A 14,219-nucleotide genomic window follows, 5' to 3' on the forward strand; every position below is an offset into this window, starting at 1 on the left:
ATGACGGGGCTCCATTTGAACATCAAAAAGCCGGTAACCTATGCGGCCGCCTATTTATTCACTGCGCTGCTTACGGGAGCCGCAGCGGTGTACCAGCCGGCACTTGGCGTCGGTGGAGCCGCCCTCTTACTCCTGCTGGCGGTCACTCTGCACAGACCGGAAACCGTCAGCTATCCGGTGCTGCTGTCAACCGCCATATCCATCAACTACATTATCGATACGAATGTGCTCGGGATTGAAATCATTTCGCTGTATAAGCTCGGCATTTTGGCGCTGCTCGTCCCGTGCATGCTGCGCACCGGCATCCGGCTAAAGTTCATTTATCCGATTGCGGCGCTCACGGCGATGCTGTTCATCACCTTTTTCTTTTCCGAATGGCATCCGAGGCTGACGGCTTCGCTGACGCTCAAAGCCTATATCGGATTGGCGCTGCCCTTCGTCTTCCTGCTGATAGAGTGGAGCCGGGAGATGGCGGCACGGCATATTCAGCTCATCTGCCTGCTTCCGCTCGTCAGCGTTGCGGCGGGGCTGCTGCTCCAGCTCACGCACCTGTACTCTTTCCTGGACGTCGAGTTCACCGGGGCCGTGCGGGTGCAAGGGGCGAATATCGCGCCTCATTTGGCGATGCTCGCTTTTCTCGGGATGACGATCGCGTTGATCGAGACGAAGCGGAATCCGCGGAAGGCGAAATTTTTCTATTTTACGCTCGCCGCCAACTTCGCCGTATTGATCGCGACGGGAACGCGGGGTCCGATTCTGGCTATGCTGGCGATGATCGCCTATTACTTTTTCGATATGGTCAAACAATATATCAAAGGAAAAGTGATCTTGATCATCCCGCTCGCCTGTTCCTTAGCGCTGATCGGAGCGGCATTATACGTGCAGTGGGACAATATGACGAAGCGCTCCTTCGAGCGTGAGACTTCTTCGGGAATCGATTTGTCCGGCAGAACCGAAGCCTGGGCGTTTTTCCTGAACGGGGTCAAAGATAACCCGCTGGCGGGCAGAGGGCTCGGCGCGGTTACCGTGGCGAACGACGGCAGCTTATACAAAGGTTTCGTCGTCCCGCACAACGAATACATCCGCTTTTACTACGACGCCGGCTACATGGGCAGCGGGCTGCTGTTTCTTTCGCTGATCATCGTATTTATTTTGATTTACCGGGCTTTGGCGCCCCCGATCAAAGTGTATTATTTGGCGTTTATATGGGGATTTTTCCTCTACTCTTTTTCCGACAATACGCTCTCTACCGTTCAGTTCATCATTCCATTCTGCTGGTATTTGAATTGCCTGTACGTATTGTCCAAGACAACTCCGAACAAAGAAGATGTGATCCCATGAGTAGTAGAGTCAATATGTTCGATGTCAATTTTGACAATTACGATTTTATGGATCTGCTCGGATTCATTGATGACGTGATTCGCCGGAACAACCATTCTTACATTTTAACCTGCAATGTGGATCATTTAATCAAGCTCAGAAAGGATGCCGAATTTCAGAAGGTGTACTCGAACGCAGGGGCCATCGTCGCAGACGGAATGCCGATTGTATGGGCGTCCAGGGTGCTGAGAAAGCCGCTGAAGCAGAAGGTGTCGGGTTCCGACTTGTTCGAGAAGCTGGGCAAAGCTTTTGAACACCGGCAGTACCGCCTGTTCTTCCTCGGATCGGCAAACGGGGTGCCGGAGCGGGCGATGAAAAACCTGAAATCGCTGTTCCCGGGCATCAATATTGTCGGATGCTACTCGCCGTCCTACGGTTTCGAGCATAAAGATGAGGAGAACCGCCATATTGTCCAGATGCTGATCGATGCCAAACCGGATATCGTTTTCGTCGGCGTCGGAGCGCCAAAGCAGGAGAAATGGATCTACAAGCATTATCTGAAATACCGGGTGCCGGTTTCCATCGGCGTCGGAGCGACCTTCGACTTTATTTCCGGCTCGGTCCAACGGGCTCCTAGCGTGATGCAAAAAATCGGCTTCGAATGGTTCTGGAGACTTGTGCAGGAGCCGAAAAGGCTGTGGAAGCGTTATTTGGTGGACGACTCGATGTTTATCGTGCTGGTATGGATGGAATTCATTAAGCAATTCAAGCTGAAACGGGGGGAAACGGAATGAACAGAGGATTTTCCGGCCGGTATGACTAGGAGCTTCACCGCCGTGTGGGGGCCTGCCATCATTGTGATGGGCGTTATCTTCATGCTTTCTTCCCAATCCTACGAGCAGCAATCGATCAAGAAGCAGCTGACGCGCGCAGTGGAACAGACTGCTCTGAGTCCTTATTTGTCCGATGTCAAGTTTCAATACGGCACCTTGACGGTCGATGGCCGCAAAGACGGGCCGGGGGGCGTGATGGAGTTTATACTCCGCAAGCTGGCCCATTTCACGGAATACTTCCTGCTCAGCCTATGCTTGCTTAAAGCGCTTCGCTATGCGACCAGGCTGAGTGTCGCTTATGCCGTGCTTGTTACGATTCTGATTGCGGCCGGATATGCCGTAACGGATGAGATTCATCAATTGTTTGCCGTCAACCGGGGATCCAGGCCGCAGGATGTCATTCTCGATACGGCAGGCGCGGCAGCCGGCATGTTGACGTACATGGCGCTTGCAGCATGGAAGAAGCGCAGACACAGCGAATCTCGCATGACGGAGGGTGTATGAGAACGTTAAGAAGCATGACTGTCATTCCCTTCACGAATCCGGCGGTAACGGCAAGCTTATGGGCGTGCTCCGCTTTGTTCATGGCTCTGGTTATCGGCTATGCAAGCGCCAAATTGAGCTTCAATGTCAGCATTCAGATCACGATCCTGTGCGTCATTCTATTCCCGGCTTTTATTATGGCTTTGCTGGAATCGCGCCGGATTGTGCCCTACATTTTGTTCATTTGGGCGATATGTCCCGAGATTCGGCGGATTGAGGATTGGCTGGAAGGCTCCTATCATTCGGTTTCCATGTTAAGTCTGGCGCCGCTTTTGACAAGCGCCGTGCTGATTATTCCGGTTCTCGCCAATATGCACAAGCTGGATGCGCCGATCAAAAAAATCATTCTTTTCCTGTCGCTGGCTCTGATTTACGGAACTTTGGTCGGCATTACGAAGAACGGGACGGGAACGTTTTACGATTTGGCCAACTATCTCATTCCAATGCTGCTCATTCCGTATTTTGCCCTTGCTTCCTTCGATAACAAAGACTTGGACGGGCTGCTCATCACCTTTTCCAACGTTGCTATTCTGGTCGCGGTGTACGGGATCATACAGTATTTGATCGTACCTCCGTGGGACGCATTCTGGATGAATCATGTGGAAATGAACTCGATCGGCAAGCCGTATCCGCTGGAAATACGCGTATTCTCCAGCCTGAATTCCCCGGGCCCGGCCGGCATGTTCATGGGGGCTGCGCTGGCGCCGATGATTTTGGAGAAAAAATGGCGGGGACCGCTCGGCTGGGCAGGCGTCCTGCTGGTCGCCGTGGGCTTGCTCATCACGCTCGTCCGCTCGGCATGGGTGATGCTGTTTATCGACATTTTCGCTTATACGATGATCTCGTCGGGCAAGCAAAAATGGAAACTGCTGACGCAAATGACGCTGGTCGCCGCAGCTTTGTATTTTATCATCCCCAAGCTTCCGGGCGCAGAGGGTCTTGTCGCCAGGATGAACACGATGACCGACATTCAGGGCGATCATTCGTATCAGGAGCGGCTGAGCTTTTTCAACACCGTGTTCCCGGTCATTTTCGGCAAACCGCAGGGCATGGGTCTCGGCAGCATCGGCGTCGGGACGAAGCTGAACAACGATGGTGCGCTTGGCGAATACGGGGTATTCGATAACGGGTTCGTCGCCGTCTTTCTGACCTTCGGCGTGTTGGGCGGCGCAGTGTTTTTCTGGGGTCTGGGGCTGATCATTAAAATGCTCATTGCCCGCCAAGAGGGGAATACCGGGTTGTTGTCTTATCGAAGAATGGGAGTTGCCGCTTTGATCGGAAGTATGGTGAGCTTGATTTTCGAGAACGGCTATACGGGCTTGAGGGGTTTTCTGTTGTGGAAAATGGTCGGCATCGGGATCATGGCGCACAGAACCATCACCCAAAAAAGGAGGCAAAACCCGGATGGAGCAGCCGGTGAATTTAAAAGTAGTCCGCATTAGACCGCTCTTCGGGTTGGTCAAAACGTTATTGTCCAGCAAAAGCAATATGGCCAATACGGTCAGAACGATGTTCTTCAGCATTTTTATACTGGTCATCAATATGCTTACGGGAATTTTGACCGCTCGCTTCCTCGGTCCGTCCGGACGGGGCGAGCAGACGGCCATGGTGCTGTGGTCGCAATTTCTCGCTTTCAGCTTCACGTTCGGCATTCCTTCGGCCTTGATTTACAACATCAAAAAGAACATAAAGGATGCTGCGAAGCTTTATACGACGGCCTTGTGGATGGGACTCGCAGGCGGTGCGATCGCCATGGCGTTCGGCGTGGCGGCTCTGCCCTACTGGCTGAAATCCTACTCCCACAGCGTAGTGCTGTTCTCGCAATGGACGATGCTCCTTGTGCCCTTGATCGTATTCTCGCAGATCAACAACGCGATGATGCAGGTGAGGGGCGAATACAAGCTGTATAACCGGATGCGGTTCCTCGTTCCGCTCAGCACGCTGGTGTGCTTGAGCGTTCTGATTTTGACCGGAACGATGAGCGCCCATACGTCGGCAGTCGCTTATTTGGCTCCAGCGATACCCTTCTATATATACACGACTTTGCGGTTAGTCGGGATTTATCGAGTTGTACTGGAGGATACGCTCCGCTCCTTCAAGCAGTTAATCACGTACGGGCTTGGCTCTTACGGCAACGATTTGATGGGCAATGTCTCTTATTATATCGATCAGATCGTCATCGTGGGGCTGTTGAACCCGGCGGAATTAGGGCTTTATGCAGTAGCCGTCAGCCTCTCGCGGATCGTGAACGTGTTCTCCACTTCCATTATCGTCGTTCTGTTTCCCAAAGCGTCCGGCCTGGAAAAAGAAGAGGTGATCGCGCTGACGTTCCGCGTCTACCGCATAAGCACCTGCATCGCTGTGCTGGCCTCACTGGTCATCATGCTGGTCGCACCGTTCGTATTAACGCTGTTGTACGGATCTGAATTCAGAGAAGCGCTAGGGGTATTCCGGCTGCTGCTGCTGGAGGTGTCCATCTCCGGCGGAACGATGGTGCTGGCCCAAGCCTTTATGGCGCTTGGGAAACCGAAGATCGTCACCATTTTGCAGGGCCTTGGGCTGCTGCTCGTCATTCCGATGCTGACACTGCTCGTTCCGAAGTTCGGGCTGACCGGCGCAGGACTCGCGATGCTGTCGTCCGTCGTGCTGCGGTTTCTGTTTATTTTGATCAACGTGCGCTTTACTTTAAAAATGAAAATTCCCAACTTGCTGATTACAAGGGAAGATGTGAGATGGTTGATATCGCAGCTATCGGCGTACACCGCCAAAAAATCTGCCAAATCAACGGAATGATGGAGGGGGGAAACCGATGCTTGACCATAGTAATTCCGCAGGAAAGTACCGCATTTCTGCAGTCATAATTGCACAGGATGACGAACAGCGGATTGCCGATGCGATTGCTTCCTGTAAAGCTTTTGCCGATGAGATCGTCGTGGTGGACGGGGGGAGCAAGGACGGAACCGTACGCGTCTCGGAGCAATTGGGGTGCAAGGTATACACGAATCCTTGGCCCGGATATGCCAAGCAGCGGATTTACGGAAGCGAATGCGCATCGTACGACTGGATTTTCGCGATCGATACCGATGAGGTCGTCAGCGAAACGTTGGCCAAGGCGATATTAGAGAGAAAGCAGGACTTGTCCGACGGCGAACGGGCCTACGCCGTGTTCAGGATCGGCGACTTTTTGGGTCGGTGGATGGGCAAAGGCGAGCGCCTGGTGCGCCTGTACAACCGCAAACACGTGGAGTTCAAAGATATTCTGGTTCATGAAGCTCCGGATGTAGCGGAAAGGCAGGTCACGCATTTGCCGGGAACTTTGTGGCACTACGGTTTTAGAAGCGTCAGCGATCACGTCAGGCGCTTTAACAAATATACCGATCTGGAAGCGGAAGGCGTGATGGCGGCGGGCAAATCGTTCAGACTGCTGCGGATGCTGTACCGTCCACCCCTGCGTTTCGTGCAAAAATACGTGTTCCAGGGCTTGTACCGCAAAGGCATACCGGGCCTGGCCGTAGCCGTCTTCTGGAGCTTGTACGAATTTCTCGTCTGTCTGAAGCATTACGAAAGGCTCCAGGAGCGCAAACAAGTGAAGCTCCGGCATGAAGAAGAGCCGTTAAAAAAGAAGGAGGGGAAAGCTTATGCCATCCAATAGCTTGCGCATTTTGTCTACCGGAATGGGCTGGCCGTCGGCACAGCCCGGGGGGTTGAATACTTACTTCCAGAACATTACCGAGCGGCTTTCGGAACGCCACGTGGTGCAAGCGCTGGTCTGCAGCCAGGAAGAGCCTGTGGTGAAGCCGGGACTGTTCGTCGAGAACATCGCCGATCCGAAGCTCAGCCTCAGGAGGCGGAGAATTGTTTTCGGCGAGTATGCGGCCCGGCAGATGGAAGAGCAGAAGTTCGACCTTGTCTATACGCATTTCGCCCCTTACGGCCTAGGCGTAGCCATGGAAGCGAAGAAGCGGAACATTCCGGTCGTCATGGCGTTTCACGGCCCTTGGAGCGAAGAAATCAAAGTGGAAGGGGGCGGGATGAGGGAGCGGCTCAAAAGATGGATCGCCAAATCGATTGAGATGAAAGCTTACAAGCATGCGGACGCGTTCATCGTGTTAAGCGAAACGTTCCGCGATATTTTGCACAATCATTACCAGGTACCGCTGGACAAAATCCACATCGTCGCCGGTGCGGCCGACACTGTGCGATTCCAGCCGTCCGCGGACCGGACGGCGGTGCGCATGCGGCTGGGGCTGGCGCCGCATCAAACGGCGGTGCTGACCGTGCGCCGGCTGGTCAACCGCATGGGGCTGCTGCAACTGCTCGCAGCCTGGAAAGAAGTCGCCGGGCAAGCTCAGGACGTCGTGCTGCTGATAGGCGGGCGCGGCCCGCTGAAGGGCGAGCTGGAGAGCCGCATCGCCGAATACGGGCTTCAAGACCGCGTGCGGCTGCTGGGCTATATCCCCGACGGCGAGCTGGCGGGCGTGTATCAGGCGGCTGATCTGTTCGTCGTGCCGACCCAGTCGCTGGAAGGCTTCGGACTGATCACGGTGGAAGCGATGGCTTCCGGGGTCCCGGTCATGGCTACGCCGATTGGCGGCAGCCGGGAAATATTGAGCAAATTCAATCCGGCGATGCTGTTCAAGAGCGCGAATAGCGGCGATATGGCGGCGGGCCTCATTCATATGCTGAATCACCGCGAACAGTGGCCTTCGTCGGAGCAATGCCGGAATCACGTCCTGGACCATTATACGTGGGATCTGGTGACGACACAGGTGGAAGCCGTGTTCGAGCAGGCCATGGGCCGCAAAATCCAGGCGTTCATGGTCAAGGACCGCGACGCCGGGGGCCTGCGTGTCAGGAGAGGAGGGACGGATACGGATGTTGAGAGTAGCCTACATTGATCATACGGCCAGATGGAGCGGAGGCGAAGTCGCCCTTTACAATATTTTGACCCATCTGGGCAGCAGAGTGGACCCGCTGGTCATTTTAGCGGAAGAGGGCGTGCTGGCCGACAGGCTGCGGGAAAAGGGCATCGACGTCAGGGTCATTTCCCTGGACGATAAAGTCCGCAACCGCAACCGCAACGCCGTCAACCTGCAGGTCGTATCCGCAGCGTTCCAACTGTTCGTTTACGGAAGAAGACTGGCCCGGATTTTGCGGGAAGAGCAAGTCGTTTGCGTCCACACGAATTCGTTGAAATCGGCGTTTTACGGCGCCGTTGCCGCCAAAATGGCGGGCATCCCGCTGATCTGGCACATTCGCGACCATATCGGCGCACCGTATTTGAAGCCGGCCGTCGCCCAGGTGATCCGCTTTCTGTCGCGGGTGCTGCCTAACGGCGTCATCGCCAATTCCAACTCAACGCTTGCGGCATTGCAGCTGCCGAAATCCAAAAAAACGCTGGTCGTCTATTCTTCCTTCGCCAAAGTCGTTAGTCAGGCGGCTCTCGTCATCAAGCCGAGGAAGACGTTCACGGTGCTGCTGGTCGGCCGTCTGGCCGAATGGAAAGGCCAGCATATTTTGCTGGAAGCGGCCAAATCCTTTTTGCCTGAAGCCCATGTCCGATTCTGGCTGGCCGGCGATGCGCTGTTCGGCGAGGAAGCTTACAAGCAAGGGCTGATGGATCAAATCCGGGAGAACAAGCTGGATAACGTAACGCTGCTTGGACATGTCGATGATATTCAGGGGCTGATGCAGCAGGCCGATCTTCTCGTACATACGTCGATCACGCCCGAGCCTTTCGGGCAGGTCATCGTAGAAGGAATGGCCGCCGGTCTGCCGGTGATCGCATCCAATGAGGGAGGGCCGACCGAAACCGTCGTCCATAACGAAACGGGACTGCTTATCACTCCCAAAGATCCCGCTCTGCTGGCGATGTCGATCCGGCATTTGCTGGAGCATCCCGTAGAGAGGCAGAGCATGGGGGAAAAAGGGAGAAAACGCGTGCAAGAGCATTTTGTCATCGAACGAACCGTTACACAGATCACCAGGTACTATGAAGGGTTGATTGCCAACCCTTGAAAGTAACCTCGGAAAAAGGGGTGGATCAAATGAGAATAGCAATCGCGCATGATTATTTGATTCAAATGGGCGGAGCCGAAAGAGTCGTCGAGGTCTTTCACCATATGTTTCCGCAGGCGCCTATATTCACGACGATGTTCAGCAGCAACCGGCTGATCGGCACGTTGAAGGAAGCGGATATACGGGCGTCGTGGCTGCAAAAGATGCCGGGAGGGAAGGATAACTTCAAAGGGATGCTTCCCCTGTACCCATTTGCGATCCGGGATTTTGATTTTCGTGATTTTGACATCGTGCTCAGTTCCAGCAGCGCATTCATGAAGAGCATTCAAGTTCCGAAAGAAACGTTTCACCTCTGTTACTGCCATACGCCGATGCGGTTTGCATGGGATTACGATACTTACATAGAACGACAATCCAACTCCGGCATTACGAAACGGCTTTTGAAAATTTATATGAACCAGCTTAAGCAGTGGGACCGGAAAACGTCGAAGAACGTCAACCAGTTTATCGCCAATTCGTCGGTCGTCAAAAACAGGATTCAAAATTATTATCACCGGGATTCCGACGTTATTTTTCCGCCGATCAACACATCGCGCTTCCGCAGCTCCGAGGCGATCGGGGATTACTATTTGATCGTCTCCAGGCTCGTATCCTATAAGCGGATCGACCTGGCCGTGGAGGCGTTCAACCGCAACGGACTGCCCCTGTACATCGTCGGGGAAGGGCCCGATCTCGAGCGTCTGAAGCAAATGGCGAAAAGCAACGTCCGCTTTCTCGGAAGGCTGGGGGACGCTACTGTGACGGAATTGATGGCGCAGTGCCGGGCGCTGATTTTCCCGGGCGAAGAGGATTTCGGCATCACGCCGCTCGAAGCCAATGCCGCCGGCAGGCCGGTTATCGCTTATCAGGCGGGCGGCGCGCTCGATACGATTGTACCGAAGGTGAACGGCGTCTTTTTCCGCCGGCAGGAGGTCGACGATTTGCTTGCCGCCATCGGCGAGGTGGAGAATCATGCCTGGAACGTGCCGCAGATCGTGAAGCACGCGCAAAAGTTCGACGAGAAGACGTTCATGGAAAAGCTTAAAAACTATATGATCAAAGCCTATGACAAATTCAGAGAGGAACGGTGATGGTATGAAATTAGCGGTAATCGGAACCGGCTATGTCGGATTAGTTTCGGGTGTGTGCTTTGCGGAGACAGGCAATCACGTCATTTGTGTCGATCAGGACCCCGGCAAAATCGCCATGCTGCAAAATGCGGTTTCACCCATCTACGAGCCTGGGATCGAAGCGTTCATAGAACGCAATATGAAAGCCGGCAGGCTGCAGTTTTCAACCGATTTGCGGGAGGCCGTGCAGCAGTCCGAGCTCGTCATCATCGCGGTCGGCACGCCTTCGCTGCCTAACGGCGAGGCCGATCTGCAATACATCGAGGCGGCAGCCGGAGAAATTGCCAGGGCGATGAACGGCCACAAGATCGTCGTGACCAAAAGCACCGTTCCGGTCGGAACGAACGAGAGAATTTACCGCATTTTGGCGGAACATACCGCTGAACCGTTCGATGTCGTCTCCGTGCCGGAGTTTTTGCGGGAAGGGTCGGCGATTCAGGACACGCTTCACCCGGACCGGATTGTCATCGGTTTGGACAATAAGGAGCTGGAGCAGACGATGGTGGAGCTGCACAGCCGTTTTACGGATCAAATCTTCGTCACGGATATCCGCAGCGCCGAGATGATCAAATATGCCTCCAATGCGTTCCTGGCGACAAAAATATCGTTCATCAACGAAATATCCAACATTTGCGAAAAGGTCGACGCCGATGTTACGCAGGTAGCCCTCGGAATGGGCAAGGATTCGCGGATCGGCCCCTCGTTCCTGAATGCCGGGATCGGATACGGCGGGTCCTGCTTTCCCAAAGATACGAAAGCTTTGATCCAGATCGCGGGCAATGTCAACTACGAATTCCAGCTGTTGAAATCGGTCGTGGAAGTGAATAAAGCGCAGCGCTACAAAGTCATTACGAGGCTGGAGGAATCGCTCGGACAGCTGTACAACACGGTCGTCGGGATTTGGGGCTTGTCCTTCAAGCCGAACACGGACGATATCCGCGATGCGCCGGCGCTCGAAATCGTCGAGACGTTGATCCGCCGGGGCGCGAAAGTGAAGCTGTACGATCCCGCCGCCATGGATAAATTCAGGGAACAGCTGGACCACCCTGCGATTCAATGGTGCAGTCTGGCGCTGGAGGCTGCCGGAGGCGTCGACGCTTTATGCCTGCTCACCGATTGGCAGGAATTCAAGGAAGTTTCGCTGCACCAGCTGACCTTCCTGATGAAGCAGCCGATTATGATCGACGGCAGAAATGTATTTTCCAAAGAACAGATCGAGGGAACCGGCTTGAATTACTATTCGGTGGGAAGACCGGATATGACCCCGCACTTCCGTCCGCGGGCCTACGTTTGACAAGTTTAAGTTCGTCCAATAATAAGAGGGAGTGTGATTAGCATGAAACTGGTTCTTTTATCCGGCGGGTCGGGCAAGCGGCTGTGGCCGCTCTCCAACGATTCCAGATCCAAGCAGTTTTTAAAGGTGCTCGACAGCCCGAATCAGGAGATCGAATCGATGGTGCAGCGGGTGTGGAGACAGTTGAATGACGCCGGTCTGGGAACTTCCGCTTATTTGGCAACGAACCGTTCCCAGGTTGAAATGATCGCCAGCCAGCTTGGCGGCGAGGTTCCTCTGATCGTAGAGCCGGAAAGAAGGGATACTTTCGCCGCCATCGCGCTCGCCGCAACTTATATGTATTCGATGGCCGACATGCCGCTGGATACGGTCGTCGCCGTTCTGCCGGTCGATCCCTACGTGGACGAAGCTTTCTTCGAGAAGATCAAGGAGTTGGAGCAGGTGCTTCGGGAAACGGATGCGAACCTGGCGCTGATCGGCGTCGTACCGAGCGTCCCGTCAGAGAAGTACGGCTATATCGTCCCTGCGGACCCGCACCCGGATTATGCGGAGGCGCTTCGGGTCAGCCATTTCCGGGAGAAGCCGGACCGCGCGCAAGCGGAAGCTTTGATCCGCCGGAACGCTCTGTGGAACTGCGGCGTGTTCGGATTCCGCCTCGATTATTTAATACAAGTGCTGGCGGAAAAAGGACTTCCGATCCAGTACGAAGAAATGCTTAAAAAATACAAGGAGCTTCCGAAAATCAGCTTCGACTACGAAGTGGTGGAGAAGGAAGAGAATGTGGTCGTCCTTCCGTACGACGGCTTCTGGAAAGACCTTGGCACGTGGAACACGCTGACGGAGGAAATGAACCGTTCCCAGATCGGCACGGGCATTGTGACGGAAGACTCCGTGAACACGCATTTGATCAACGAACTGGATATTCCGGTTACGGTGATCGGCATGAACGATGTCGTCGTTGCTGCCAGCCCGGACGGCATTCTGGTCACTTCGAAGGCGGAAAGCCCGCGAATCAAGGAAGTGATGAATGCGATCCAGCAGCGTCCGATGTATGAAGAGCGGAGATGGGGGCGCTATCGCGTCATCGACTATGTCAAATACGCGGAGGGCAGCGAAGTGCTCACCAAACGCATTCTCGTCCGCGCCGGCAAAAACATCAGCTACCAGCTTCATTACAAAAGAAGCGAAGTATGGACGATCGTCAGCGGCATAGCCGATATCGTCATCAACGACAAGCCGTATCAAGTGAAGCCCGGCGATGTCGTACGGATTCCGGAAGGGACCAAGCACAGCATATTGGCGATAACCGATCTGGAACTGATCGAGGTCCAAACCGGATCGCAGCTGATTGAGGAGGACATTGTGCGAATTTGCATGGAATGGAAAGATATCAAGCTTCATCAGTTTATATGAGGTTTGGATTGTGAAATAAACAACCCCTTTTTGTTCTCTTTTTCATGGGACTGGAAGGCGGTTGTTTATTTGGTAATCCGATGGGCATAGCAATGGCATCTTAAAATCATCCAATGGAGGGCGCGTTATGCGGGTGTTTCAAGGCAGAAAGGTTGGTGTAAAAGGAAAGGCGGCGATCCTGCTTTTATTCGCGCTGATTTTGCCCCAACTTCCTTTTTATCCGAACATTGCTTCTGCTTCGTCTGTCCCTGTGAATCCGTCTGCCTCGGCGGAGGCGAAGGCCGTTTTGCAGATTTTATATGACATTTCGGGCAAAAATATTATAGGCGGCCAGCACGATTACCTGGAAAGTCCGGACGAATTAAACGATAAATCGCAAAAATTGACGGGAGCGTACGCCGGAATCCACGGTTACGAGTTCGGCGCGATTATGAACCAATCCAAGACGGCGGTTGCTTCGCAAAGGCTGAATGTCGTGAAGAGCGCGATCGATTGGCATGAAGCCGGAGGTCTCGTAACCTTAACTTATCATCAGAGCATTCCCGGCAAATGCCGCTGCTGGTCCAACGTATCGACGGAAATGAGCCAGTCCGATTTCGACCGGTACGTCACTCCGGGAACGCCGGAATACGATAAGCTGATTGCCGATCTCGACGATGTGGCGGTGTACCTGCAAAAGCTGAAGGATGCCGGGGTCCCCGTATTGTGGCGACCGTACCATGAGATGAACGGTGGCTGGTTCTGGTGGGGCAAAAAAAATAATTACCCCGCCCTCTGGGATATCATGTATGAGCGGTTCGTCAATGTGCACAAGCTGGACAACCTGCTCTGGGTGTGGAGTCCGAACGCGCCCAACGCTTATGCCGATCCTTACCGGCTGACGTATCCGGGCGCCGACAAGGTCGATGTGCTGGCCGTCGATATCTACGACAACGATTACCGGCAGGACTATTACGACGACATCGTTGATCTGGCGGACGGCAAACCGGTGGCAATCGGGGAAAACGGCGAAGTGCCGGATCACGCAGTTCTTGAAAAGCAGCCCAAATGGGCGTACATGATGATTTGGGGCAAAATGCTGACGGATAACAATTCCTATCAGGGGCTGCAATCTTTTTACAAAAATTCGAAATCGCTGTCGAGGGGCGCCGTGCCTTCTTATTTTCAAATGGCCGACAGGCCGCCGGCTGCCATGCACGGTCTGCGGGCCGAATATTTCGACGATAAAAACTTGACCTTGCTCAAAGAGGTGCGAACAGACCCCAAAATCGACTTTAACTGGCATAAGTCCGCTCCGGTGCCGTCCGTTCATGCCGATAAATTTTCCGTCAGGTGGACGGGCAAGCTGAAGCCGAAATATTCGGAAACCTATACGATTTCCACGGTCAGCGACGACGGAATCCGGGTGTGGATCGACGGGACTTTGGTGATAGACAGTTGGAACAATCAGAGCTGGGTGGAACGAACGGGAAAGATAGCGCTAACCGCCGGGCAGCTTGTGGATATTAAAGTGGAATATTATGATCATACGGAAGGGGCTGCGGCTAAGCTCATGTGGGCCAGTTCCTCCCAAGCGAAAGAAATCATTCCCGAAGGCGTCCTCTTCCTCCCTTGATGAATTCGCAAAAG

Annotated in this window: 12 protein-coding genes; all 12 read left to right on the forward strand. The window is 54.0% G+C overall.

The window, feature by feature from the left end; translation table 11 throughout:
• The 12 genes from AC3G2T_RS15585 to AC3G2T_RS15640 all read left to right on the forward strand — a co-directional run bounded on the left by AC3G2T_RS15585 (position 1) and on the right by AC3G2T_RS15640 (position 14,205).
• Complete coding sequence (locus AC3G2T_RS15585) at positions 1-1,341, forward strand: O-antigen ligase family protein (RefSeq protein ID WP_474684162.1); 1,341 nt, start codon at positions 1-3, stop codon at positions 1,339-1,341.
• Entirely contained in the window at positions 1,338-2,114 is a 777-nt protein-coding gene (locus tag AC3G2T_RS15590) for a WecB/TagA/CpsF family glycosyltransferase (protein ID WP_474684163.1), read from the forward strand. The genes AC3G2T_RS15585 and AC3G2T_RS15590 overlap by 4 nt, the downstream gene beginning before the upstream one ends.
• A 21-nt stretch (positions 2,115-2,135) precedes the next feature.
• Positions 2,136-2,657 (forward strand): VanZ family protein, encoded by a 522-nt coding sequence (locus AC3G2T_RS15595; RefSeq protein ID WP_474684164.1) that lies wholly within the window; start codon positions 2,136-2,138, stop codon positions 2,655-2,657.
• Complete coding sequence (locus tag AC3G2T_RS15600; protein WP_474684165.1) at positions 2,654-4,138, forward strand: O-antigen ligase family protein; 1,485 nt, start codon at positions 2,654-2,656, stop codon at positions 4,136-4,138. Before AC3G2T_RS15595 ends, AC3G2T_RS15600 begins: the two co-directional genes overlap by 4 nt.
• A complete protein-coding gene (locus tag AC3G2T_RS15605; RefSeq protein WP_474684166.1) occupies positions 4,101-5,489 on the forward strand; it encodes a lipopolysaccharide biosynthesis protein in 1,389 nt (462 codons plus the stop codon). Before AC3G2T_RS15600 ends, AC3G2T_RS15605 begins: the two co-directional genes overlap by 38 nt.
• 16 nt (positions 5,490-5,505) lie before the next feature.
• Positions 5,506-6,348, forward strand: a complete 843-nt coding sequence (locus AC3G2T_RS15610) for a glycosyltransferase family 2 protein (protein ID WP_474684167.1) — start codon at positions 5,506-5,508, stop codon at positions 6,346-6,348.
• Positions 6,335-7,594 (forward strand): glycosyltransferase family 4 protein, encoded by a 1,260-nt coding sequence (locus AC3G2T_RS15615; protein WP_474684168.1) that lies wholly within the window; start codon positions 6,335-6,337, stop codon positions 7,592-7,594. The genes AC3G2T_RS15610 and AC3G2T_RS15615 overlap by 14 nt, the downstream gene beginning before the upstream one ends.
• On the forward strand, positions 7,572-8,714 hold the full coding sequence (locus AC3G2T_RS15620) for a glycosyltransferase family 4 protein (protein WP_474684169.1): 1,143 nt from the start codon (positions 7,572-7,574) through the stop codon (positions 8,712-8,714). Before AC3G2T_RS15615 ends, AC3G2T_RS15620 begins: the two co-directional genes overlap by 23 nt.
• Before the next feature lie 29 nt (positions 8,715-8,743).
• A complete protein-coding gene (locus AC3G2T_RS15625; protein WP_474684170.1) occupies positions 8,744-9,844 on the forward strand; it encodes a glycosyltransferase in 1,101 nt (366 codons plus the stop codon).
• A gap of 4 nt (positions 9,845-9,848) precedes the next feature.
• Positions 9,849-11,177, forward strand: a complete 1,329-nt coding sequence (locus AC3G2T_RS15630; RefSeq protein ID WP_488436072.1) for a UDP-glucose dehydrogenase family protein — start codon at positions 9,849-9,851, stop codon at positions 11,175-11,177.
• A gap of 42 nt (positions 11,178-11,219) precedes the next feature.
• Positions 11,220-12,590 carry a sugar phosphate nucleotidyltransferase gene (locus AC3G2T_RS15635; RefSeq protein ID WP_474684172.1) on the forward strand — a complete coding sequence of 457 codons (1,371 nt, stop codon included), beginning with the start codon at positions 11,220-11,222 and terminating at the stop codon, positions 12,588-12,590.
• Between the two features lie 127 nt (positions 12,591-12,717).
• Entirely contained in the window at positions 12,718-14,205 is a 1,488-nt protein-coding gene (locus AC3G2T_RS15640) for a glycosyl hydrolase (RefSeq protein WP_488436073.1), read from the forward strand.
• Positions 14,206-14,219 lie beyond the last annotated feature (14 nt).

It is taken from the genome of Paenibacillus sp. sgz302191 (assembly GCF_057749925.1).